This is a genomic window from Aurantibacter sp. (assembly GCF_039941195.1).
In the GTDB taxonomy this organism is placed as follows: domain Bacteria; phylum Bacteroidota; class Bacteroidia; order Flavobacteriales; family Flavobacteriaceae; genus Aurantibacter_A.
Genome location: NZ_JBDVFA010000106.1, coordinates 71,895 through 96,847, shown reverse-complemented (window position 1 = coordinate 96,847; position 24,953 = coordinate 71,895). Strand labels below are relative to the sequence as shown.

General features: G+C 35.0%; 24 protein-coding genes and 1 tRNA gene. 21 read left to right on the top strand and 4 right to left on the bottom strand.

Annotated elements, in window-relative coordinates; translation table 11 throughout:
- From ABJF52_RS19290 to ABJF52_RS19270, 5 genes are all read left to right on the top strand, one after another.
- A partial coding sequence (locus ABJF52_RS19290; RefSeq protein ID WP_348153862.1) for a hypothetical protein occupies positions 1–235 on the top strand: 235 nt, incomplete at its 5' end.
- A gap of 38 nt (positions 236–273) precedes the next feature.
- Positions 274–1,986 (top strand): hypothetical protein, encoded by a 1,713-nt coding sequence (locus ABJF52_RS19285; protein ID WP_348153861.1) that lies wholly within the window; start codon positions 274–276, stop codon positions 1,984–1,986.
- 436 nt (positions 1,987–2,422) lie between these two features.
- Positions 2,423–2,764, top strand: coding sequence for a hypothetical protein (locus tag ABJF52_RS19280; protein ID WP_348153859.1), 342 nt, complete (start codon positions 2,423–2,425; stop codon positions 2,762–2,764).
- Complete coding sequence (locus ABJF52_RS19275) at positions 2,754–4,031, top strand: hypothetical protein (protein WP_348153857.1); 1,278 nt, start codon at positions 2,754–2,756, stop codon at positions 4,029–4,031. Before ABJF52_RS19280 ends, ABJF52_RS19275 begins: the two co-directional genes overlap by 11 nt.
- Positions 4,032–4,292: 261 nt before the next feature.
- Positions 4,293–5,054: a hypothetical protein gene (locus ABJF52_RS19270; RefSeq protein ID WP_348153855.1), complete on the top strand. Its 762-nt coding sequence runs from the start codon at positions 4,293–4,295 to the stop codon at positions 5,052–5,054.
- Between the two features lie 511 nt (positions 5,055–5,565).
- On the opposite strand, the gene ABJF52_RS19265 is transcribed toward ABJF52_RS19270, so the two are convergent.
- Positions 5,566–5,892: a hypothetical protein gene (locus ABJF52_RS19265; RefSeq protein WP_348153853.1), complete on the bottom strand. Its 327-nt coding sequence runs from the start codon at positions 5,890–5,892 to the stop codon at positions 5,566–5,568.
- A 31-nt stretch (positions 5,893–5,923) separates the two neighbouring features.
- Positions 5,924–5,997 (bottom strand) — tRNA-Arg (locus tag ABJF52_RS19260).
- Between the two features lie 72 nt (positions 5,998–6,069).
- Here ABJF52_RS19260 and ABJF52_RS19255 point away from each other — a divergent pair.
- The gene (locus ABJF52_RS19255; protein ID WP_348153851.1) at positions 6,070–6,582 is read left to right on the top strand and encodes an adenine phosphoribosyltransferase; all 513 of its coding nucleotides are present in this window, start codon (positions 6,070–6,072) and stop codon (positions 6,580–6,582) included.
- Here ABJF52_RS19255 and ABJF52_RS19250 read toward each other — a convergent pair.
- Positions 6,579–6,731 carry an SsrA-binding protein gene (locus tag ABJF52_RS19250; RefSeq protein ID WP_348153849.1) on the bottom strand — a complete coding sequence of 51 codons (153 nt, stop codon included), beginning with the start codon at positions 6,729–6,731 and terminating at the stop codon, positions 6,579–6,581. The genes ABJF52_RS19255 and ABJF52_RS19250 overlap by 4 nt on opposite strands.
- Positions 6,732–7,513: 782 nt before the next feature.
- Between ABJF52_RS19250 and ABJF52_RS19245 the strand changes: the two genes are divergently transcribed.
- Positions 7,514–8,452 carry a calcium/sodium antiporter gene (locus ABJF52_RS19245; protein ID WP_348153847.1) on the top strand — a complete coding sequence of 313 codons (939 nt, stop codon included), beginning with the start codon at positions 7,514–7,516 and terminating at the stop codon, positions 8,450–8,452.
- An 87-nt stretch (positions 8,453–8,539) separates the two neighbouring features.
- Here ABJF52_RS19245 and ABJF52_RS19240 read toward each other — a convergent pair whose 3' ends face one another.
- The gene (locus tag ABJF52_RS19240; RefSeq protein WP_348153845.1) at positions 8,540–9,562 is read right to left on the bottom strand and encodes a glutamine synthetase beta-grasp domain-containing protein; all 1,023 of its coding nucleotides are present in this window, start codon (positions 9,560–9,562) and stop codon (positions 8,540–8,542) included.
- A gap of 210 nt (positions 9,563–9,772) precedes the next feature.
- Between ABJF52_RS19240 and ABJF52_RS19235 the strand changes: the two genes are divergently transcribed.
- The 14 genes from ABJF52_RS19235 to ABJF52_RS19170 all read left to right on the top strand — a co-directional run bounded on the left by ABJF52_RS19235 (position 9,773) and on the right by ABJF52_RS19170 (position 24,933).
- Positions 9,773–11,959, top strand: a complete 2,187-nt coding sequence (locus ABJF52_RS19235; protein WP_348153843.1) for a glutamine synthetase III — start codon at positions 9,773–9,775, stop codon at positions 11,957–11,959.
- A 97-nt stretch (positions 11,960–12,056) separates the two neighbouring features.
- Positions 12,057–12,890, top strand: a complete 834-nt coding sequence (locus ABJF52_RS19230; protein WP_348153842.1) for a hypothetical protein — start codon at positions 12,057–12,059, stop codon at positions 12,888–12,890.
- Between the two features lie 582 nt (positions 12,891–13,472).
- Positions 13,473–15,101, top strand: coding sequence for a hypothetical protein (locus tag ABJF52_RS19225; protein WP_348153840.1), 1,629 nt, complete (start codon positions 13,473–13,475; stop codon positions 15,099–15,101).
- Positions 15,102–15,329: 228 nt separating this feature from the next.
- On the top strand, positions 15,330–15,812 hold the full coding sequence (locus ABJF52_RS19220; protein WP_348153838.1) for a hypothetical protein: 483 nt from the start codon (positions 15,330–15,332) through the stop codon (positions 15,810–15,812).
- Between the two features lie 16 nt (positions 15,813–15,828).
- Positions 15,829–16,587 carry a curli-like amyloid fiber formation chaperone CsgH gene (gene csgH, locus ABJF52_RS19215; protein WP_348153836.1) on the top strand — a complete coding sequence of 253 codons (759 nt, stop codon included), beginning with the start codon at positions 15,829–15,831 and terminating at the stop codon, positions 16,585–16,587.
- Between the two features lie 10 nt (positions 16,588–16,597).
- The gene (locus ABJF52_RS19210; protein WP_348153834.1) at positions 16,598–16,993 is read left to right on the top strand and encodes a curli assembly protein CsgF; all 396 of its coding nucleotides are present in this window, start codon (positions 16,598–16,600) and stop codon (positions 16,991–16,993) included.
- A gap of 14 nt (positions 16,994–17,007) precedes the next feature.
- Positions 17,008–18,474: a CsgG/HfaB family protein gene (locus tag ABJF52_RS19205; RefSeq protein WP_348153833.1), complete on the top strand. Its 1,467-nt coding sequence runs from the start codon at positions 17,008–17,010 to the stop codon at positions 18,472–18,474.
- Between the two features lie 21 nt (positions 18,475–18,495).
- Positions 18,496–20,016 carry a carboxypeptidase-like regulatory domain-containing protein gene (locus ABJF52_RS19200; protein WP_348153831.1) on the top strand — a complete coding sequence of 507 codons (1,521 nt, stop codon included), beginning with the start codon at positions 18,496–18,498 and terminating at the stop codon, positions 20,014–20,016.
- 162 nt (positions 20,017–20,178) lie between these two features.
- On the top strand, positions 20,179–21,357 hold the full coding sequence (locus ABJF52_RS19195) for an AIR synthase related protein (RefSeq protein WP_348153829.1): 1,179 nt from the start codon (positions 20,179–20,181) through the stop codon (positions 21,355–21,357).
- Positions 21,358–21,410: 53 nt separating this feature from the next.
- On the top strand, positions 21,411–21,866 hold the full coding sequence (locus ABJF52_RS19190) for a Rieske (2Fe-2S) protein (protein ID WP_348153827.1): 456 nt from the start codon (positions 21,411–21,413) through the stop codon (positions 21,864–21,866).
- Between the two features lie 30 nt (positions 21,867–21,896).
- A complete protein-coding gene (locus ABJF52_RS19185) occupies positions 21,897–22,337 on the top strand; it encodes a thioredoxin family protein (RefSeq protein ID WP_348153825.1) in 441 nt (146 codons plus the stop codon).
- A gap of 89 nt (positions 22,338–22,426) precedes the next feature.
- A complete protein-coding gene (locus tag ABJF52_RS19180; RefSeq protein ID WP_348153823.1) occupies positions 22,427–23,329 on the top strand; it encodes an FAD:protein FMN transferase in 903 nt (300 codons plus the stop codon).
- 20 nt (positions 23,330–23,349) lie between these two features.
- Complete coding sequence (locus ABJF52_RS19175) at positions 23,350–23,559, top strand: DUF4266 domain-containing protein (RefSeq protein WP_348153822.1); 210 nt, start codon at positions 23,350–23,352, stop codon at positions 23,557–23,559.
- Between the two features lie 96 nt (positions 23,560–23,655).
- Positions 23,656–24,933 (top strand): DUF3570 domain-containing protein, encoded by a 1,278-nt coding sequence (locus tag ABJF52_RS19170; RefSeq protein ID WP_348153820.1) that lies wholly within the window; start codon positions 23,656–23,658, stop codon positions 24,931–24,933.
- Positions 24,934–24,953: the final 20 nt, after the last annotated feature.

The window sequence follows — 24,953 nt, the reverse complement described above, 5'->3', positions numbered from 1 at the left end:
AGACGAGACATTTAGTCTAGCCAAATTAGGAGGCCTTGTTGAAAAATCAATACAACAGTTAAAAGATGAAAAAAATATTGAAAATCCAATCTTAAGTATTGCCAGTATAAACTTTCCGGACAACGGAGATATATCCAAAGCAAAATATTGGATTAAGCTTGAGCCTGAAAATGGCGGAACCTCTTTTAGTTTTTACTATAAACTAGATGGAGCGTTTATCAAAATGGATTACTAGTATAATTAATAAACCAAACAATTTTAAAACCCAAAATCATGAACAAATTATTTAAAACGACCAATTTATTGGTATTAGCTTTATTATTTACTGCTTTTAGCTGCAGCAATGATGACTCAGGAGCAGCGGCGAATACCCAGATAAACGTAGAAAATTTAACCGCAACCATTGACGAAAATCCGACTTACGGACAAGTTGTTGGCACCGTAACAACTGACGGAAGTGGAACGCTTAGTTTTAGCATCACATCGCAAACGCCGACAGGAGCATTAAGTGTAAATTCAAGTTCAGGAGAACTAACTGTGGCAAATGCTGCTGCGTTTGATTTTGAAACGAACCCAATTATTACTGCTACTGTTACCGTTGTTGGTGCTTTAAGTCCTGCAACAGTAACCATTAACTTGAATAACCTTAATGAGGCCAGTATTCAAGATTTAACCGTGGATATCGATGAAAACCCGACCGACGGGCAAGTTGTTAGCACTGTACCATCTGGCGGAAGCGGAGCCTCAAATTTTAATATAACCGCACAGACACCAGCAGGAGCTTTGAGTATAGATGCCAGCACAGGAGAGTTAACAGTTGCTGATGCTACTTTGTTCGATTATGAAACAAATCCTATAATTACAGCAACTATTGCTGTGGATGATGCTATGAACGCGGCAACGGCAACAATTAATCTTACTAATATATATGAATTAAGTGCTCAAGATTTAACAATGGATCTAGATGAAAACCCTACAGACGGGCAAGTTGTAGGAGCAATACAAGCAACTGGTGTTGGAACATTAAGTTTCAGTATAACATCTCAAACACCAGCTGGTGCTTTAAATATAGATGCCACTACAGGTGAATTAACAGTTGTAGATCCCAACTTATTTGATTTTGAAACAAATCCGGTTATTACGGCAACGATAGCTGTAGATGATGCCGAAAATCCAGCAACAGTTACAATTAATCTTAATGATATAGATGAAATAAATGTTCAAGATTTTACCTCAGCTATAGATGAAAACCCTATAAATGGGCAAGTAATTGGAACTATTCAGGCTACTAGTGCAGGAAGTCTAAGTTATGAGATAACTTATCAATCAACCTCTGGGGCTTTAAGTATTGACCAAAGTACAGGAGAATTGTCGGTTGCGGATTATACATTATTTGATTTTGAAACAACTCCTACCATGTTCGCAACTATTTCAGTTGACAATGGTGTTTATTCGGTATCAGCAACTGCTAATATTAATCTTGAAAATATAGATGAGATTGGAGATTTTAACTATGGCGGTGTGATATTTTATCTCGATGGCAATGGAGGCGGATTAGTATGTGATGTTGTCGATTTAGTTAATCCAGCATCAAATTCAATACAATGGAGTATTGGCACAAACGCCATTACAGGTGCTACCGGAATGAATATTGGGACGGGGCAAGCGAATACTACAGCAATCATAAATAGTCATGGAGCGGGTGTATATGCTGCAACGTTATGTGATAATTTAAGTACAGGTGGTTTTTCAGATTGGTATTTGCCTTCATTGTTTGAACTGCTTGAGATTTTTATGAATAGAGAAGTCGTAAGTATTTCATCAGAAGCTAATGGTGGTGATGCTATCGTTAATTTTTATTTCTGGAGTTCTACCGAGGTAAATGTTGATCAAGCCAGGTTTATGGATAATATTGGATCGAGTGGTGCAGCAAGTAAAAATAATTATGGAGCATATGTTCGCGCCGTAAGAACATTTACAAATTAATATAATACAATCTAGAGAGCCACTTACAACTTTAAACTGTAGGTGGTTCTTTGTTTATAAAAGGCCTATCAATCATACCGTATTTTTTTGTTTACAGAAAAGCTGTTACGCGAGATTTTTTCATCGCGAATCAATTTGTGTCTAATAAATGATGCTAGGTACGTTTCCTGCTATGCTCATAAAAAGAGTGTGCGTATAATAAAACGAAGGTCATAGCGGCATACGAACGGAAGCAAAAATGTATGAGATACCATAGGTATTAGTTTATTTATCTAATACTTTCTTGCGTTAATTTTAGGAAAAAAGCACTTTTAACTCCAATTTTAATAGGTAAGGCTTTAAAATTAAATGGACAGTTTAAAATAAGTTCATGATATACTGGTTCTATAATTACCTAAATCATTACGTATCATATTACGGCTTTAATAAAGCATAAATGAAAATCTTAAAACAGATACTAGTATATCTAATATGGATAGTTGTAGCCATCCTATTGGGTATTTGCCACATGTATTTTGTTTTAGGACCAAAAGAAACCGGCAACGGTTTTTTACAAGTAATAGGCACTATAATATACAATTATGCCTTGGTACATGTCGGCCTTTATATTGGCGCTATCATAGCCTTGGTATTTATTCTTTTGGATGTTTTCTATTTGAAAAAGAAATTAAGCCAACATAAAATAGCAACGATTACACGTTTTGCTATTCTAGTGTTGATTGCTGTAGTAATCGGGGTAACACATTATGTTTTAGAAAAAGTAATCGATGTTATATAAAAAAATAAAAATAGTACACTTATTACTGCTGTGCACAATGTACACTTATGCTCAAGTACACGAGGCGGCGACTGCACAAGAAGCTACAGGTATATCTTTAAATGGTAAAGAGGCGGTCGGTTTTAAGCAAGAGGTTGAAGCTACTAGAACCAGAACACTCCCTTTCATTGATGATAGAAATTTTGATAGTTTTATTGAACCCGAAGACTACAATAATGTCGATGTAAGGGCATTGAAATTAGAAAAAATATACCCTGATTTTTACAAAGAAGGCTATAACTATTTAGCAATTGCTTCCTATAAAATTCCATTATCTGAGAATTTCTATTCCATAGTCGTAACCATTAAAAAAGGAGATCACGAAATGGAATCCATCTTGATTAACTATAGCTTAAAAGGCGATATTATCGACAGTCAAGTCATAGCATACGATGAAATAGCCGAGGGAATGTCGAGAATAAAGTCTCGAATTAGCGACCATAATATTATTGTTAACCGAATTTTTTGGTCGGAAAAAAAGGAAATTGAGCAAGATGAATATAACATCCATCTAGATGGAACAATAGTAGCGCTAGACACTAAAAACTTGAGCGAAACGGTTGAAAATTTTGCATTGATTGCTATGGTCATAGACCAACTCGGCCTAAAGCTTCTAAAAATAAAAACTGATTTAATTACATCCAAAGAATTACCACATCGCCCAAACGAAATCGTTGTTGTGATTCCTGAGATTGTTAATAGCGCTGAAAATTATTTTGAACTTGATAGTCACGTTACACTAGTACATAGTATTACAGGAAAAGTAACCCATAAATTCTTTGAAAGCTCTATGACCAATGAGTGGGTGTCAGATGCCATACGCCTCACCGAAATAACTATAGATACCGCACCTTATATGCTAGTGAAGGACAAAAGGGCTTTTGGTATTCGTGTGAGTTATTTAGGGTCATCTCGACCAAATCCATACCTCAAGAAAACCATTTCGCTATTTGTAAAATCTGGGGACGCTTTAAAAAAAGTACTCCATAATTATAATGTAATGGATTACGGCGGCGAATGGGATACCAACTGTGCAGGAGAATTTACAGAAGAAAAAAAGATTCTTATTATCTCTGAAAAATTAACCAATGGTTTTTTCGATATCATCGCGAAGAGTACAATAACGCATAGTATAGATTATATACCAGAAGATGGCGAATGCGAATCTGAAAAAGATGTTACACGTAAGAAAATATGGTTAAAATTTGATGGTGAAACTTATAAATGAAATAAAAACGGAGCTATTAATAATCTGTGAGTATACGGCTGAGAGCAGAACAAAGAGGATTGTCGGGTGGCTGTAGCATTAGATAAAAAAAGCATTGGACTGTTGTGTTAGTGAACCTAGACATCGCAAAGTATATCGGTATGGAAAATAGTAGACGTACAATGCAAAATGGTGTGCTTATAGGTTTAAAGATAATTAATAAAAGCAATGATTTACACGAATACTTCTTTCACCAAAGCACTATATAATAAAGCCTAGTCTATGAGAAAATCTAAAAAAGTAAATATTCTAATGCTTTTGGTAGCGCTTTTAATAATCTCCTGTGCGTTTGCTCAAACTAAAAGTGTTAATCCTACTACTGCTTTAAAAGAGCAGATAAGCTTATTACAATTGCCACATGATTTTGAATATAAAAAAGACACTACTGGCTTTACGAAATTTAAGAATTCGAAATTTTATTCAAAAAATGGAGAGGCTGATGTATTTTCAATAATTGCCAAAAATGTTCATTTGGTAGATTTTAATAATGATGGCCTTAAAGATATTATTTATCAAGAGCAACAACTCCATAAGGCAATTGTTCTTTTTGCAAATAACGGTAAGGACTTTATTGAAATATGGGATGGCCCAGGAGAAGTCGTTTTCATAAAGCAAGCAGAAAAGACAACTATTTCTGTATACACTCCATATGTGGGCTGTATTGAAATAAATTTGCTTTTTGAGGTAACAATTGGTGCTAATAATGAAATAGTGGAAGACCTATTAAGCTACCACCATAATACCCAGATTACTAATCTCAATCCTGAATTTAAACAAAAAGAAGTTACAGGAATGTTAAGAACAACTCCAGTAGTTGATGATTCGGAAACAAAAGACCCGTGCACAGGTGAACCAAGACCCGGAAATCAAATAAGAGCTATAGAAAATCAGAGGGTAACTGTGATTAAGGATCAGGGCGACTGGTCTTTGGTGGTATACAAAAGCTATAACAACAGTATTATTGCCTGGATAAAAAGTAATTAAATTAAAACTATGAATATTGTCTTCAGCGGCATCGGCATTATTATTGCGCCCATTTAAACGTTATAAAAATCCGACTTTATCTGAACCAAATACACCTTAGTGAAAAGTGAGCAGCAAGGTAAATTATTATAAATGGAGCTCCCACGTGAAAATAGTAAGTAGCTAGGCCTGCAGATTTTTTGTTTTTCTTCAATCCTAGAAAACTGATGTTTTCTGTCTTTTTATAACTCTATTTTGAACACCTACACGAAAGTCAGGTCGAGTGATTTTTGGAAAAAATTGGTTTGAGAATAAAAGCAGGGGTGACTGCGTCTTCCCTGACAAAGCTCCGCTTTGAAAATAAAACAAATCCACTTACTTTCTTAAGCAAGCTTGATTTTCGTGTTATTGTTTTATTCATTCGTGACCTCGTCAGGAGTGACTACGTCTTTCCTGACAAAGCTCCGCTTTGAAAATAAAACAAATCCTCTTGCAATCTCAAGCGAGCTCGATTGCCGTGCCATTATTTTATTTATTCGTGACCTCGGCAGGTGTGACTTCGTCTTTCCTTAGAACTCCCATGTGAAAATAGAAAGTCTATGGCTATGCCATTCTCTTTTTTGTTTTTCTCCAATTCCAGAAAATTGGTATTTTCTGTCTTTCTGAAAAACAAAAAAGTCCATTCCGTAATTAGAATGGACTTTCTGCTGCTAATTTTTTTTATAGCCACAGGATTAAATATCCTATTGAGCTCTCGATTGAAAATAGAAAGTCCATGGCTGCGCCATTCTCTTTTTTGTTTTTCTCCAATTCCAGAAAATTGGTATTTTCTGTCTTTCTGAAAAACAAAAAAGTCCATTCCGTAATTAGAATGGACTTTCTGCTTTAAGTGACCTCGACAGGATTCAAACCTGTAACCTCTTGAGCCGTAATCAAGTGCGCTATTCAGTTGCGCCACGAGGCCGATAATTCCCGTTTTAAAGGGGTGCAAATATATTTCTTTTTACATTTACTGCAAAATTAGCAGCACATAATAATGAATCTAAAAGACTACATTCGAGATATTCAAGATTTTCCTTCCGAAGGCATCGTGTTTAAAGACCTTACGCCGCTCTTAAAGAATCCCGATGCGATTAAATATGCCTTAACAGCACTGCAGAATTTTTTAGGTGACCAGAAAATTGACAAAGTAGTGGGCATGGAAAGTCGTGGTTTCTTTTTCGCCCCCATGCTTGCAGTGCAACTTAATGCTGGTTTTGTTCCCATACGAAAAGCTGGTAAACTACCTAGTGCATCTATTAGTGAAACGTATGGCTTAGAATATGGGAAAGATACCTTAGAAATACATACCGATGCTATTCAAAAAGGAGATAAAGTTCTCGTGCATGATGATGTGTTGGCTACTGGTGGAACCGCAGAAGCGACTTGTAAATTAGTAGAACGATTAGGTGGAACAGTAGTACAATGTAATTTCTTAATCGAACTGGATTTTCTTAAAGGTAGAACAAAGCTAAATGCCTTTGATGTGCAATCGATAATGCATTACTAACCCAGTGCATTGGTGGTAACATAATAACGCCACCCAATAATAGCCAGTTGAATCTTTGAAGCTTTCGCAAGATCAACTCTTTTTTTAGTAAAAGAGGGGAGGAGTAGCTTATTCAACTTTGCCAAAAATTGAAATAAAGACTTTTTCATAACAATTGATTTGTACAAATATAAGTAGAAAGAGCTGCCAATTGGCAGCTCAATTAATATAGGCCTATAAGGATTCACTTCAGACAAATATCATGATCAGTGATATGAGTAGATAAAAAAGAAATTTAGCTAGTACGAACATATATGATGGTTTTAAGGTTGAACCCTTTAAAGGGTTTGAGTAAATAGTACTCGGTGAACCGTTTCATCTTATTGGCCAACAAAAAAAGGAAAACTGTTCGGTGTTTGTTTCAGAATTCGTATTGATTTTTTGTTTGGAACCGAGAATGAAGGCTTTTGTAATCTTATGAAGTTATTTTTCAGGAAGCATAGCCATAGCTACGGTAACTAAAAATGTCAAAATAAGGTTGCAAAATGCAAAATTCATAGGTAAATGAAAAAGTCAATACGAGTTCTTAATAAGATACTTCGGTAGCAATATATTTTGCAAGAAAAATCTGTTAAAGTTGTGTGTATGAATACAATTATGAAAGCAAAAAGATGATAATAGTTTTAATTTAATACATTCATATTTCAATAAAATTATAATTTGTAATTTATTATGTACTTATGATTATAAATTATAATAATTGTAGGGCTATTTTTAAAGTTTTTTTGGTGAGCAAGGCGTTTTTCGTTCTAAAAATGGGCATTTTTGATGTTTTCATCTTTTTATTGCATCTGGAAATTTCAAGAAGTATATAAATTGCATTGGCTATAAAAATCAATTGACACGAGACAGCATTTCAATGTTCTCCTTTATCTTTACAAAAAAAATAGTAATGCAGAATCTTCTTTTTATAGTTCTTGGACTTGCACTTTTAATTGCAGGTGGAAATTGGCTTTTGAAATCTGCAGTTGCTTTATCACTCCGATTAAACATTCCTAAAATTGTAATTGGTATGACAGTGGTGTCTTTTGCGACATCGGCTCCAGAACTTATAGTAAGTATAAAAGCTGCATTGGATGGTTTTCCAGATTTGGCACTCGGAAATGTAGTAGGTTCTAATATTGCAAACCTAGGTTTGGTTTTAGCAGTTACTGTGCTGTTAGGAAGTATTGATGTTCGTAAAACTTTTTATACCACTGACTGGCCAGTGATGATGGCCGCTTCTTTATTATTCTTTGGTTTTATTTTTTTCGATGGCGAATTGCAACAATATGAAGGTATAATTATGGTTACTGTCTTGTTTTTATTTTTGGTGTATTTATTACGTTTTCAAAAACAGGCTGTGGAAGATGAGGCACCTGAAGATGATAAGCCTTTGCCTTTATATAAGTTAGTCTTGTTTTTAGGACTTGGTGGTACGGCACTTTGGGGAGGATCAGAATTATTGATTAGTGGTGCGGTTGGTTTGGCTACTTTATATGGAGTAAGCGAACGCGTAATTGCGGTAACTGTAGTTTCTATCGGCACTAGTATTCCAGAATTAGCAGCTTCAATAATTGCGGTTATAAAAAAGGAAAAAGCAATTTCTTTAGGAAATTTAATTGGTTCGAACATTTTTAACCTCCTGGCTGTTTTGGGAATCACTTCGATAATAACACCTATTCGTGTGGTGGATGATACTTTGTTGAGTAACGATATTTTTTGGATGTTAGGAATTTCTTTTTTAATTCTACCACTTGTTTTTATTCCAAAGGGATTACGCCTTGGTTGGCGCGATGGCATTATTTTGCTTGGAGTTTATCTTGCTTTTGTATACTTGACAATTTCATAAAGGTTTACAATAAAATAAGTCTATAAATGCAAAAAACGCTTTAGGCGAGCCCAAAGCGTTTTTATATAATCAACAATTAATTTTATTCTAAACGTCAGCCGTTTTAACTGTCTTAATAATTCTTGCTGCAATCTTGTATGGATCACCATTAGAAGCCGGTCTACGATCTTCTAACCAACCTTTCCATCCTTTTTCAACTGCAATAATTGGAATACGAATTGATGCACCTCTATCAGAAACTCCCCAAGAGAAATCTGTAATAGCAGCCGTTTCATGTAAACCAGTTAAACGCTGATCGTTAAATTCACCGTATACAGCAATGTGTTCTTTTACCACTGGGCGGAATGCTTCACAAATTTTTGCATAAACATCTTTATCACCACATGTTCTTAAAATCTCATTAGAGAAGTTTGCGTGCATACCAGAACCATTCCAGTCCATATCCTTACCTAATGGTTTTGGATGGTAATCAATATAGTAACCATACTTTTCAGTTAAACGGTCTAATAAATATCTAGCAATCCAGATTTCATCACCTGCTTTTTTAGCACCTTTCGCGAACAATTGAAATTCCCATTGTCCAGAAGCAACTTCTTGGTTAATACCTTCAAAGTTTAAGCCAGCATCGATACATAAATCAGCATGCTCTTCAACTAAACCTCTACCGTGTGTATTTTTACCACCTACAGAACAGTAGTACATTCCTTGTGGAGCAGGATAACCACCAACTGGGAAACCTAAAGGTAGTTGTGTTTTGGTATCCATTATAAAGTATTCTTGCTCAAATCCAAACCAAAAATCATTATCATCATCATCAATAGTAGCTCTACCGTTAGAAACGTGTGGCGTACCATCAGCATTCATTACTTCAGTCATTACTAAGTAACCGTTTATACGATCTGGGTCTGGGTAAATTGCAACAGGTACAAGCAAGCAATCAGAAGATCCACCTTCGGCTTGTCTTGTTGATGATCCATCAAAAGACCAATTGCCCAATTCTTCCAATGTTCCTTTGAAGTTTTCATGTTCTTCAACTTTCGTTTTACTTCTCAAATTCTGAGTTGGGAAGTAACCATCAAGCCAAATGTATTCTAGTTTAATCTTGCTCATAATTATTGATAGTTTGATTTAAATAAATAAATTTTTTAAGACAAACAAAAATATGATTTTTTGTGAATGAGCCTAGAAGTAAGGGGGTAAAATTTAAAAAAATTGATATTTTATTAATAACCCCCTATTTTTTTATGGGTATAATAATTAGTTTATCTTTTTTTTATAAAATGCATAATAGGTACTTTTGTCCGCTCAAATTATTGTGATATGTCGAAATTACGATTTCAGGCCGTTTTAGAAAGTAGAAATAGAAAGCCGGTTACGATTGAAGAAACTGGCAGACGTTCAGAACTTTATGCGCAAAATGTTTTTAATGAAGAACGCATGTTGCAACACCTTACTAAGGAAGCGTTCGAAAGCGTAAAAGGTGCAATTTTTTCAGGATCTAAAATTGATCGCAAAATTGCAGATCAAGTCGCGGAAGCAATGAAAGGTTGGGCAATTGGAAAAGGAGCTACACATTATACACATTGGTTTCAACCTTTAACAGGAACTACAGCAGAAAAGCACGATGCTTTTTTCGATTTATTAGATGACGGAAGAGCCCTAGAGAAATTTGGAGGTGGACAATTGGTGCAACAAGAACCAGATGCATCCAGCTTTCCCAACGGAGGCATTCGAAATACTTTTGAAGCTAGAGGTTATACAGCATGGGATCCTACTTCACCAGCTTTTATTTATGGAACTACGCTATGCATACCTACAATTTTTGTGGCGTATACTGGGGAGGCATTAGATAATAAAGCACCATTATTACGAGCACTAAATGCCGTAGATGATGCTGCTACGGCTGTGGCGAAATATTTTGATAAAACTGTTGCAAAGGTAAATGCAACTTTAGGTTGGGAACAAGAGTTCTTTTTAATTGATAAAGCCCTAGCGAACTCGAGACCAGATGTAATGTTAACCGGGAGAACGCTAGTTGGAAATTTAGCTGCCAAAGGACAACAGTTAGATGACCACTACTTTGGAGTAATTCCATCGAGAGCATTAAACTTTATAATGGATTTGGAAATTGAATGTACCAAATTAGGAATTCCTGTAAAGACAAGACATAATGAAGTTGCCCCCAATCAATTTGAATTGGCACCTGTTTTTGAGGAAGCGAATTTGGCAGTTGATCACAATTTGCTTTTGATGGATGTGATGGATAAGATTGCAGATCGCCATAATTTTAAAGTGCTCTTTCATGAGAAACCATTTGCAGGTGTAAATGGATCTGGTAAACATAACAATTGGTCATTAGCAACAGATACAGGGGTGAATTTATTACGTCCGGGTTCTACGCCAATGAAGAATTTACAGTTTCTCACCTTTTTTGTTAATACGATTAAAGCTGTAGATACTTACGAAGAATTATTGCGTTCGTCTATTGCTTCAGCAAGTAACGACCATCGATTAGGTGGTGGTGAGGCGCCCCCGACAATTATTTCAATTTTTATTGGGAAGCAATTGAGCAATGTATTGGATGAATTAGAAGGGGTATCCAAAGGAAAATTATCACCGGAAGAAAAAACGGAATTAAAATTAAACGTTGTAGGGAAAATTCCTGAAATATTATTGGACAATACCGACCGCAACAGAACCTCGGCATTTGCTTTTACTGGAAATAAATTTGAAATGCGTGGCGTAGGGTCAACCACCAATTGTGCAAAACCGATGACCGTTTTAAATACCATAGTCGCCAAGCAACTTAGAGAATTTAAAAAGGAAGTTGATCTTCTGGTCGATGGTAAGAATCTTAAAAAGGATGAAGCAGTTTTTAATGTATTACGTGAATATATTAAAACCTCGAAAAGAATTCGTTTTGATGGGGATGGCTATAGTATTGATTGGGAAAAGGAAGCGAAAAAACGAAAGCTAAGCAATAATAAAAATACACCAGAAGCATTAGCAGTAATGACTGCTAAAGAGAGTATTGAACTTTTTGACAGTATGAAGGTGCTGAGTGAAGTTGAGCTAAGAGCGCGGCAAGAAGTTGATTTAGAGGCTTATATTTTAAACAATCAAATTGAGGGTAGAGTACTTAATGAGTTGGTAAATAATCATGTTTTACCATCATGCTTGGAATATCAAACTAAGGTTGTGGCAAATATTTCAGGATTAAAAAATATCTATGGCGCGGATTATAAAAAAATGACGGAGACACAGCACATTATTTTAGAAGACCTTATAGCTCATATTTCGGAATTAAAGAAAGAATGTGATGCCATGACTAAAGCTAGAAAAGATGCCAATACCATAACCGATTCTAATAAAAAGGCGATAGCTTATTGCGAAACGGTAAAACCATATTTTGAAAAAATTCGGTATCATTCAGATCGCTTGGAACGAATATTAGATGACCGTTTGTGGCCCTTAGCAAAGTATCAAGAATTGTTATTTACCAATTAAAGCACCTATACGTTTATCGAATATTGGTGGTTTTCTTCGAAATTGCTGTAAGTTTTAAGTTATTTATAACACTAAGCAATTCATAAATATTGATTGTATGAAAAAGTTCACCGTATTATTTGCATTGCTTTTTAGTGTCGCTTTGTTTTCTCAAGGGGCATGGACGAAATCTAAAAACGAAGTGTATACGCAGTTATCCTATTATAGTATTAGCGGGTATTCCGGCATTTATGGTGATCCCGGGTATCAGTCGGAAAGAAAGTTAACCGATAATACAATTCAAATATACTCGGAGTATGGGCTAAGCGATAAAACCACTGTGGTGCTAAGTCTGCCCATTCGCATGATAAAAGCTGAAGGATTGGTGGATGCAAATGCTACTCCGATTACAATAGAAGGTTCCGAAACCGCATTGGGTAATATTACCATTGGTGTAAAACAACAATTACACAAAGGCACCTGGGCTGTAGCAGCTCAATTGAATCTTGGACTAAATTCGGGCAAGTTTTTTGAATATTCAGGATTGCGAAGTGGTTATGATACTTATACGGTTTCACCGAAAATTAATGTTGGAAGAAGTTTTGGTCCTTTTTATGCACAAGGGTCTACAGGAGTTGACATTCGTTTTAACGATTACAGTTCTAGTTTTGTTTTTGATGCCGAGTTGGGAGCCCAACCTCTAAAGCGCTTATGGACGATTGGATTTTTAAATTCCTCAACTTCCTTTAACAACGGAGACGTTGTTTTACCAGCCTCTAATTTGGTGACTGGGTTTTATGTAAATGACCAAGAGTATGTCGCATATGGATTTAAGCTGATTTTTGAAGCAACAGATAATTTTGGAGTTCTTGCGAATTACACCGGTGCCATTTCCGGTAATAATGTACCACGGCGAGCAGTTTTAGGTGCCGGAATTTATGGTAAGTTTTAAATTTGTCAACACTTCCCTTATTTTTCTAGTAATTTATTTATTGTTTACATAGTATAGAACCGCTGTATATAATCTTCTGCTAAGTATTTTGGAAGCCATTAGTTTGTGTGAAATAGTACTAACATGGATGATGCCCTTACTTTGTCTTTTTGGTTAAATTATTGATAACCAATATGTTATTATAATTCTGACTTTTTTTGTAAGATTACAACTGACGATATGATAAAATTTGCATACTAAAAATAACGATTTAACATTTTTTAGCAGACATTTTTACCGTTTGACGAAAACAATGTGCATTTCAACGATAAATTAAATTTGAAATGTTAAAATAGCTCTAGTTTAGTGACTCATAATATTGCATTAATAATTTCCTCGTAATGCAATTTTTTTGAAATGATTTATCGTTTCATTCCCCCGACATTTTAGTAGTAAACAATTTTTTTCGATACCCCACATATCTTAAGAATGACGCTTTCGTATGCCTTGGTTTAAACAACATTTAGCTATTTGTTAAGTGCTGAATTTCAATTAATTAGAATAGTAACACAATTAATTTATAACCTTTAAACCATTAGTATTATGAACAAAAAAATGATTTTAGGCGCAATCGCGCTATCAATGGGTGTCTATGTAAGTGCTCAAAGTACAAGTAGCGTTAGCCAAAATGGCAGTGGAAATACCGGTAATGTTACGCAAACAGCTGATGATCACAGATCGGTTGTTAGAGTTTATGGAAACAACAATAAAACAAATGTTACTCAAGAAGATAGTGATCAGAATTCTGTAATTCAGATTGCTGGTAATGGAGGTTCAGATGGTAATAAAGTTACGGTTAATCAATTAGCATCAGGTGAGAATAATAATGCTGTTATTTATGTAGCTGGGGACAGAAACAAGGTTAAAATGGATCAAAAAGGTTCAAATAATAACAATTTGCATCCAGGAGCTGAGTTTTCTGCTGCTCCACGAGGGGTTGATATTTACGGAAATGGAAATACAACATGGACTGAGCAGGTAGGTGATAATAATGAAGCTTATATAAAGATTGGTGACGAAGGAGGAACGGGTAATGCGAATGGTAATTATGCTGAAATCCGTCAACACTTTACTGCAGAGGAAAATATGGCAACTATAGATGTTACCGGTAATAACAACTTTGCAAAAATTGATCAAGATGGTTCTTTTGATCTTACTACAATCAATCAATCGGGTGATGGGAATAGGGCGATTACTGAGCAATGGAACGCTAATAATACTGGAGAGATATTTATTGATCAAAGTGGGAATAATAACGTAGCCAATAGTTTCCAAGATGGTAATAGCTCTTTGAGTGATATTAATCAATCTGGTAATGGCAATACTGCTAGAGTTGCGCAAGAAGGAAGGAACGCAGATAGTGATATTGATCAAACGGGCGATAGTAATACGGCTAGAGTAGATCAGGCAGGGAGAAATTCAGATAGTGACATTTTGCAAGAGGGTACGAATAGTACAGCTGTAGTTAGTCAAGCAAATCGTAATAACTATAGTATGATAGAACAGGAATTAGGAGGTAATGGTAATACAGCACGTGTTACTCAAACAGCTGGAGTCTGGGATGAAAGCTACATAAACCAATCAGGTAGTAATAATAATGCTAATGTAACTCAAGATGGTGCAAATTTACTTTTTGTTGCTGGTAACATTAGTGATATTGATCAATCTGGAAATGGCAATAAAGCTAAAGTAGATCAAACAGATCTTAACTTTAGTACAATTAATCAAGAAGGAAATAATAATACGGCCAGAGTAACACAAACGAATGGTAATATTAGTAATATTGATCAAATTCTTAATAACAATACCGCTGTAGTTGAGCAAACAGGAACAAACGTTAGCAATATAATGCAAGGCGGTAGCGGTAATACAGCTAGAGCAACTCAGTCTGGTGGAGGTATTTTGACTTTAAATGTTAGTGGTATCAACCAATCAGGTAATAATAACACAGCTGTTTTAAATCAAACAGGTGAATTAAACGTTAGTGATATTGTACAAGATGGTAACCATGGCGTAGCACGGGTTACACAAGATGGCTTTGGTCACTTAAGTTTAGTTAACCAATCTGGTGGTAATAATAATAGAGCTTTTGTAAATCAATCTGGTTCATTTCAAGATAGTGATGTAATGCAAGTTGGTTCTAATAATACGGCCAATGTAATTCAAAACTAATTCCCTTTTAAATTTTGAAGTATTAATGGGATGGCGATAATATCGTCATCCCATTTATTAGATTATCACTTTAATACAGCTGTTAAAGTGTTGACAAATAGCAAGTAAGCGATTAACTGGCACGTTGAACCATTATTTTTTAAAAAGGTCAGATTGTTTACGAAATTTAATCACATCAAACGAACCAAAACTATGCGTGTTCATCAAATCAAATTAAAATATGTGCTTATGGCCTTACTGTTTGTAGGCTTTAAAGTAGTATATGCTCAAATAGAAGTTGCTGAAGATGTTGGCACTTCATTAGTTGGTGATGTAGGACTTGAAAACTTACAATCGGTTACACAAGTTCAATCAAATGTACCACAAGCAGCTTCCAATTCGGTGTACATTCAACAAATAGGATCAAATAATAGTTCATTAGTCCAATCCAAATCGGATTATAGTACCATTAGTTTGGTGCAAAATGGAAATGCGAACAATGCGGATATTGACGTAGCCGCAAAAACATTCAGCACAAACGTACTGCAAAACGGGAACAATAATTTTTTATTGGAATACGGAAATTCCCCAAGTTTAAATCTGGAGCGAAATATTATACAAAATGGAAATGAACAAAATGTAGTGATATTCGGTAGTAATTCATTAACAGATAAAATACAATTGAACCTTCAGGGAAACGCGAAATCGATAACCATTCGCAATTTCAATTGATTAAAAAAAGATAAAAATGAAATATTCATTTATAGTTATTATTTGCTTGTTATGCCATCCAATGGTGTCATATTCGCAAATATATAATAAGGATGTTTCAGCAGCTGTTGATCTAGAAATTCAAGATAATAGCATTATAAATATTACGGGTTCGGCCCATAATAAAACGCAAATAAACAAAAGTTTACGCTATGTATTATCAGTAATTAAATCGGGTAACAATAGCAATACCAATAAACAGGAAGGACGCTTTGTTTTGGCACCTGGTGCTAAAAAGAACCTATCAAATACAAGTATTAACGTAAATGATGACGACCGAACTATAATTCTATTATTAGTGTATGAAAATGATAAAGTAGTAGGCAAAGATCGTAAAGTACTTAACGGAATTGAAGGTGAAGAGGATGAGGTGAAAAATTTTGCAAAACCTGAAATAAATAAGGATGTAAAAGAATCTAAAGAAGATGGTTTTGTCTTAAAAGGGGTAGTAATTGAAGATACCAAAACTAAGGCCGGAAATGATTTTTACGATATGTTTTATTCGTTGTATTTGAGTAATAATATTAATGCTGATAAGATTGTAAAAATAGAAGAACGCTTAGCAATAGGAAGTAACACTCAAATAAACATTCTCGTTGAAGATGAAGTAGTGGTCCAGTTTTTTGTTAACCCGAGAACCCAGTATTTAAAGTCGATGGCAGATAACTCAATTTACCGCGTGAATACTTATTTACAGCGATTAAAAGCAAATAAAGAACAGATTACACGATATTAATTATGAACCTATGAAACGATTTTTCTTTGTGGTGGCATTCCTAGTTACCAGTTACAATTTTGGACAACAAATGGTTTATACCCCAGTGAATCCTGCATTTGGTGGTAATACTTTTAATTATCAATGGTTGTTGAGCTCTGCAGAGTCGCAGAATTCTTTCACGGATCCTGCTATTGCTAATGAAGAACAAACAGAATTAGAACGTTTTCAAGAAAATTTAAATAGTCAGTTATTAAGTAGTCTATCGCGAAACGTATTTAGCTCTCAACTTGGAGAAGAGCTTGAAGAAGGTTCTTTTAATGTAGGTGATTTAGCCTTAGAAATTTTTGAATCTGGTGAAGGTCTCGTCATAAATATACTGGATACTATCACCGGAGAACAGACTCAAATTATCGTCCCAAACTAATATAAATGCGCCCCATGTTTCAAAGAATATTAAGTATTTTAATACCTTTTCTTGCGCTGTTTTTAACAGGGTGTGGAGCTTATTTTAATCAGCCCTACACGCCACAAGACGCTAGAATAGGGGAGTTGACCTCAAAAACGCAGGTCTTAAGAGATTTGCCAGAACCATATCAAGAGCTTGTTGTAGGTGTTTATAATTTTAAAGATCAAACGGGTCAATATAAAGCGCAAGAAGGAGGAAGTACATTTAGTACAGCGGTTTCGCAAGGTGCTACAACAATGTTGATTCAAGCCTTAGAAGATTCTAAATGGTTTACACCCATAGAAAGAGAAAATCTAGGTAATTTATTAAACGAACGTAACATTATTCGCTCTACAAGAGAAGAGTTCGGCCGCAGTACCAATTCGCCTCAACCTAATTTACCACCGTTACTATATGCCGGTATCCTTTTAGAAGGAGGTATCGTTTCGTACGATACCAATATAATTACAGGTGGAGCAGGAGCTCGTTATTTTGGAGCAGGGGCATCTACAAAATATCGCCAAGATAGAATTTCAATTTACTTAAGAGCAGTATCAACCAGTAATGGTAAGATATTGAAAACAGTTTATGTGTCGAAAACCATTTTATCGCAATCGGTTGATGCGAGTTTGTTTCGGTATGTAAGTTTTCAAAGGCTGTTAGAAGCGGAAACAGGGTTTACTAAAAATGAACCAGTACAATTGGCTATGAAAGATGCGATTGAAAAAGCATTGGAAGCTTTAATAATTGAAGGGATAGAAGCTGGACTTTGGACCTCAAAAGATGGCGGTTTAACTAATAAGAGGTTGATGGATGCTTATAAAGCTCAAAAAGAATTTGAAGAATCTCAATTACTGTATGATAGAGTACAAGATACTGAAGAATCGAAAAATGCGATTACTGTAAACGGTACTGCATCTGTATTAAATGGAGATTTAGGAAATAAAACATTTGCGGCAGGCTATAATTTTGGATATCTGAGAACACTAAGTCCGAAATTTAGTCTCGCCCTAAATGTCGATTATTTAAATTTTAAGGGTGGTAGTTCTTTTGAAAGAGAGCATATGGCTGCTCAATTAAATCTTGAATTGAATTTATTGCCTTATGATAATTTTTCGCCTTATATATATGGTGGCGGAGGCGTAATTTTCGATATCAGACATGTTGATGAAACTAAACCAACACAAATTACGGCACCTAAAGTTCAAGCTGGGGCAGGATTAAATTATAAGGCATCGAAACGAATTGACGTTCGTCTTTTTGCAGAAAGCAATTTTACTTTTTCTGATGAATTGGATGGAGTTGTCAATGGAAAAAGGGATGACTACTATTACAATTTTGGTCTAGGTCTCAAATATAAGTTCGGTGGTAGAAATAAATTGAAAAAAGCGGAACCGCAAGCGATTGAAACTATAGATCAACGCGCACCTTCAGAATTTATGATACCTAATAAACGTTAATTCATCGCTAAAAAATTAAAAATGAAAAATTATATTCTAAACTATTTTTTGGCTGTATGCATGGTGTTCCTAATAACATCTTGTTCAGAAGAGCCTATTGATGAAAATGTATTTGGTACCTTAACCGGAAAAGTAGTTACCAATGGTGAAAATATGCCTTTAACTAACGTGAAAATTTCCTCATCACCGGTGTCAACTACCGTATTTACAGATGATCAGGGTAATTTTACAATTGAAAATATTCAGATAGGGGAATACTCTTTTCAGGCGGAGTTAACAGAATATCAAACTGGATTTGAAGCTGTTAATATAATAGAAGGCAAGACAACAAATGTTGTTTTTGAACTAAATACCGATGATGCTAATAATATAGCACCCTTAGCTTCTACGTTAAAATTTCCAGAAGATGGAGCGGAAGATATTAGTACTCAAGTGCAATTTACATGGTCCTCATCTCAAAACGATGACGACGAAATTAATTATTCGCTAGAATTGAGAAATGGCTCTACGAGTGAGGTAACCACTTATACCGAAATTAAAGACACTACATTTCTCGTTGAGAATTTGGCTGTAGGTAATAATTACATATGGCAAATCTCTGCAGATGATGGTGTAAATGATATTGTAAAAAGTGATTTGGGAGGGTTTGTCACCTCGGCTATTGATGCAAATCGGTTTTTATATGTACGAGATATAGATGGAAATAATGTTATTTTTTCTGGATCGAATCCTATTGGGGAAACGGATGCCGAACTAGATCAAAATGAAGTGCAATTAACAAGTGTTAGTTTAAATAGTTATAGACCTATAAAAAACACAACAGTAAACAAGATTGCTTTTTTAAGAACTGTTGGCGCTGAAACGCACATATTTACCATGAATATTAACGGTACCGATTTAAAGCAAATTACCAGCGCCATACCTGTTGCTGGCTTTAGACAAGATGAAATAGAATTTACTTGGTATAATAATGGGGCTAAATTATATTATTCAAACTTCAATAAATTATATTCAATTAATATAGATGGTTCTGGTATCGAAGAAGTATATCATGCAGGAAGTGTTTTTATTTCTGAGGTTGCAGTAAATCCAACGAATAATTTAGTAGTAATTAAAACCAATAACATCGATGGTTATAACGCTAAAATAGCGGTTGTAAATGTAGCAACAGACACTGAGGTTGAGGTTGTTATTTCTGGAGAATCTGGTGCTTTGGGAGGATTGGATTTCTCTGCAGACGGATCTAAAGTGTTGTACACGAGAGATATGTCGGAAGCTGAAAATACTGCATATAGACAATTAGATTCTAGAATATTTGAATATGATTTATCGTCAAATACCACAACAGAAATTGAAACAGATAAAGCTTCTGGAACCAATGATTTAGATGCAAAATATTCACCAGATGACGGTTCAATTATTTTTGTGAATACCTCTAACGATGGTGTTTCTGAAAGAAGAATTTATAAAACTGAGGAAAATGATGGTGTCGATAAAAAGAAACCATTATTTACAAATGCCTTTATGCCTAACTGGGAATAATATTATCAACCAACCTTGAAGAGGAGTCACCAATTTCTAGTGAAAGTAGGTGGCTTTCTTTTTTATAGCTGTTATAATACCCTAATAACTTTTTAAATTATTCGCTTTTCAACGAATCCATTATTTATAGGTTTCCACTATTTTTGCCACAAATACGAATACATGAGTTCTTCAACTAGCGAAAGGTATAATCAACGAGGAGTTTCAGCCTCAAAAGAAGATGTGCATAATGCCATTAAAAATATAGATAAAGGTTTGTTCCCTAAAGCCTTCTGTAAAATTGTACCTGACTATTTAACGAACGATGAGGATTATTGTTTGGTAATGCATGCTGATGGTGCGGGTACAAAATCTTCACTTGCATATATGTATTGGAAAGAAACCGGTGATGTTTCTGTGTGGAAGGGTATCGCGCAAGATGCTTTAATCATGAATATTGATGATCTAATTTGTGTGGGTGCAGTGGATAATATTATGTTGTCATCTACTATAGGCAGAAATAAAAATAAAATACCAGGTGAGGTGCTTTCGGTTATAATTAATGGCACTGAAGAATTGATTGCTGATCTTGCTGAGCATGGAATGACTATACATTCTACAGGCGGCGAAACTGCTGATGTAGGAGATTTGGTACGAACAATAATTGTGGATTCTACGGTTACTGCTCGTTTAAAACGAGCGGATGTAATAGATAATGCGAATATCATAGCTGGTGATGTAATTGTTGGCTTAGCATCTTTTGGACAAGCCAAGTATGAAAAGGAATATAATGGTGGAATGGGGAGTAATGGCCTAACATCTGCACGACATGATGTTTTTTCGAAGTATTTAGCAGAAAAATACCCAGAAAGTTTTGATGCATCAGTACCTGAAGATTTAGTGTATTCAGGAGGAGTGAAATTAACAGATGCTGTAGAAAATTCGCCAATAGATGCTGGTAAATTGGTGCTTTCACCCACTAGAACTTATGCGCCAATTATTAAAAACATTTTAGCGAAGTATTCATCGAAGGATATTCATGGAATGGTACACTGTAGTGGAGGTGCCCAAACTAAGATTTTACATTTTGTAGACAATCTTCACATTGTTAAGGATAATTTATTTCCTGTGCCTCCTTTATTTAAACTGATTCAAGAGCAATCGAATACCGATTGGAAAGAGATGTATCAGGTATTTAATTGTGGACATCGCATGGAATTATATGTTAGTCCGCAAGTAGCTGAAGATTTAATTCAAATTTCGAATAGTTTTGGCGTAGATGCTCAAATTATTGGTAGGGTTGAAGAATCTTCGACTAAAAAACTTACAATCACCAGCGAACACGGCGCCTTTACGTATTAAAGCATACGAATACAGTGATTCGAACGTTTTCTTAGTATATACCCCATAAAGCTATGAAAAGAAAAGAATTTTTAAGAAGTATTGGCGCTGGTGCGGCCTTCGCATTAACTTTTCCTTGTGTTCAAGGATGTTCTAGTAATGATGATGGTGATTCTACTGTAGAGGGCGAAGTAAAAGAGGTGCCAGATAATGTTGATTTCACGGTAGATTTAAGTTCAAACGAAGCAGCAAGTTTGTCGAGCAATGGCGGATTTATTCTAAAAAATGACGTGGTAATAGCTAAAAACTTGGAAGGGGAGTATATAGCGGCGAGTCAAATTTGTAGTCACCAAGGGTATGATCAAGTACGTTTTCAAAATGTAGATGGAGGAATTTTTTATTGTGATGTTCATGGTTCTCGGTTCGAGCAAGATGGTACACCATTAAATTCTGTAGATGCTACGCCAGCAAAAGCATTAAAAGTATATATGGTTGTAGAATCGGATGGAATACTTCGAATTTTCGAGTAAGTTCATAGTAGTTAACGAGAAGAACACTTTATGAAATTTAATTTTTTTACTTTTTTTATTCTATTCCTTTATTCTTTAAATGGGTTTAGTCAAGAATGGAAAGACACTTACACTTCAGCGCTTTCCAGTGCGAAAGTTGAAAATAAGCCAATAGTATTGGTTTTTTCTGGATCAGATTGGTGTGCTCCATGTATAAAGTTAGATAAGGACATATGGCAGTCGGATATTTTTGACAACTATGCCCAAGAAAATTACATTCTTTATCGTGCAGATTTTCCGAGGAAAAAAAGTAACAAACTGGCAAAAGATTTAGAAAAGCAGAATAAGAAGCTAGCAGATTTGTACAATCCCAATGGGCACTTTCCGCTAGTAGTTGTGCTCAATAAAGATGAAAAAATACTCGGCAAAACGGGGTATAAAAAGCTGGCGCCAAATGAATATGTCTCACACTTAAATTCCTTCATAAAGTGAGATATATAACAACATTTTTATTGTGCTTTTTTTGTTTATCGGCTTATAGTCAACAAAAATATGTTTCTTCACATAAGACGCTAAAACTGATGGGTAGTAGGTTTGAGATTACCGTAGTTTCTACCAATGAAGAATTAGGATACATAAACATTGAAGAAGCAATTGCGGAAATAACACGTATCGAAAATTTAATTTCGGCTTGGAATCCTGATTCAGAAACATCACTTATAAATAAAAATGCTGGGATAAAACCGGTAAAAGTAAGTTCTGAGCTCATCAATTTAATCGAAAGAGCAAAGCAGGTGTCTAATATTACCGATGGAGCTTTTGATATTTCTTATTCTTCTTTAGACAAAGTTTGGAAGTTTGATGGCAGCATGGAAGATTTACCAACTCCAGAAGAAATTAAGAAGTCTATATCAAAAATTGGATATGAGAAAATTATATTAGATAAAGATGCTAAGACCGTATTTCTAGAGCAAAAAGGAATGAAAATTTCGTTCGGAGCCATGGGTAAAGGTTATGCTGCAGATAAAGCCAAAAGTTTATTAATGTCTAAACAAGTAATTGCCGGTTTAATAAATGCTGGTGGCGATTTAACTACTTGGGGTACCAAAGCTAGTGGTGAAAAATGGTTGATTGGTATTGCAAATCCATTAAATAAAGATCGAATTTTTTCTTGGTTGCCCATTGTGGAATCTTCAGTTGCTACATCAGGAAATTATGAGAAATATGTAACCTTCAATGGAAAACGATATTCGCATATCATAGATCCTAGAACGGGTTATCCATCAAGTGGTATTAATAGTGTTTCCATTTTTGCAAAAGATGCTGAATTATGTGATGCACTTGCAACAGCGGTATATATAATGGGTGTAGATACTGGGCTTTCATTAATTAATCAACTTGCAGAAACCGAAGTTATCATTGTTGATGATAAGAATAAGATGTTTAAGAGTGATGGTGTTATGTTTGAAAGCACGGGTAATTAAATCTTTGAAAAATAAATTAGATGAAAAATTTTATTCTTTTAGTTGTTTTAGCGATTTCATTTACATCATGTGCTGTGGTAAAGGAATATGAAAAGGTGTATGTAAATGATGAGGAGATGCAATTATCTGCAAAAAACACTGAGCGCTTTGAAACTAATTTTCAGATATACAGGGAAGGTGCTTCAGGAGCGAATGGAGGACGGTCTGGTGGCGGATGTGGATGTAATTAAATAACTTTTTTGATTCGATTCGCCGTTTTGAATATAAAACGAACAAATTAACAAATAACCATTTCAACGAATATACGTATTACTAAAATTGAATGCTTGAATAAATATCTAATTATCAGTTTACTTTTTTCTTTTGTTGGATTTTCCCAGCAAGATTCTACTGGTTATAAAAAACGGGTGTTAGATGCTGCGGAGGTTGATTTGCTTTTTAGTTATTATAATCAAGATGGAAAAAACGCTGCAGTAACGGGTGGTGAGGGAACAGAAGAATTATCAGATGCTACATCAAGTATTGTGGTGCAATTACCATTAAATGAAGATGATGTGCTCACTATCGATGCTGGTATATCGGCTTATACCTCCGCATCTTCCAGTAATATAAATCCATTTGATGGAGATATAAATAGAACAGCAAGTCCGTTTAGTGCTTCTTCTGGTGCATCTAGGCAAGATGTTTTAGCACATTTTAATCCTACCTACCAGCACAGCTCAGATGATAGAAAATCTACCTACAATGTTAATGCCTATATCGCGAATGAGTACGATTATTTTTCATTGGGTTTAGGTGCGGGTTATTCACGTTTTTTTAATGAAAAGAATACCGAATTTTCTATTAGCGGAAAGGTGTATTTAGATACGTGGAATCCGCAATATCCTACAGAATTAAGAGATGGTTTTTTTGATAGTAGGATAACAGGGAACGGTAATTATACCAATCAATTTAGTGCATTTGAAAAAGAAAATAGGAACTCCTATTCCTTATCCTTAGGTCTTATGCAGATTTTAAGTGAGAAAGTGCAAGGGTCTATCTTTATGGATGTTGTGCTACAAAATGGCCTGCTAAGTACTCCGTTTCAGCGTGTATATTTTGGTGATACTTCCGATTTTTATATCCAAGAATTTCAATTAGCAGATGATGTTGAACGCTTGCCAGATTCTAGATTGAAAATTCCAATAGGAGCACGGTTGAATTACTTTATGAATGACCTTGTAGTATTACGAACGTATTACAGATTTTATTCTGATGATTGGGGGTTAAGTTCACATACCGCTAGTCTAGAAATTCCAATAAAAATTTCAGATTCGTTTACGTTGTATCCAAACTATAGATTTTACAATCAAACAGCTGCAGATTATTTTTACGAAAAGGAAGGAGCGCTCTCTAGTTATGAATTTTATACTTCAGATTTTGATCTTTCAAAATATAAGTCGCACCAATACGGGCTAGGTTTTAGGTATCGCGATATTTTTACGCGAACCAAATTATTACGTTTTGGATTGAAGACAGTGGATTTGCGGTTCGCTAATTATAATAGAAGTACAGGGCTTAATGCATTTATTGTTAGTTTAGGTGCAACATTTGTTGTAGATTAAATAATCTGAAATACGTGTAT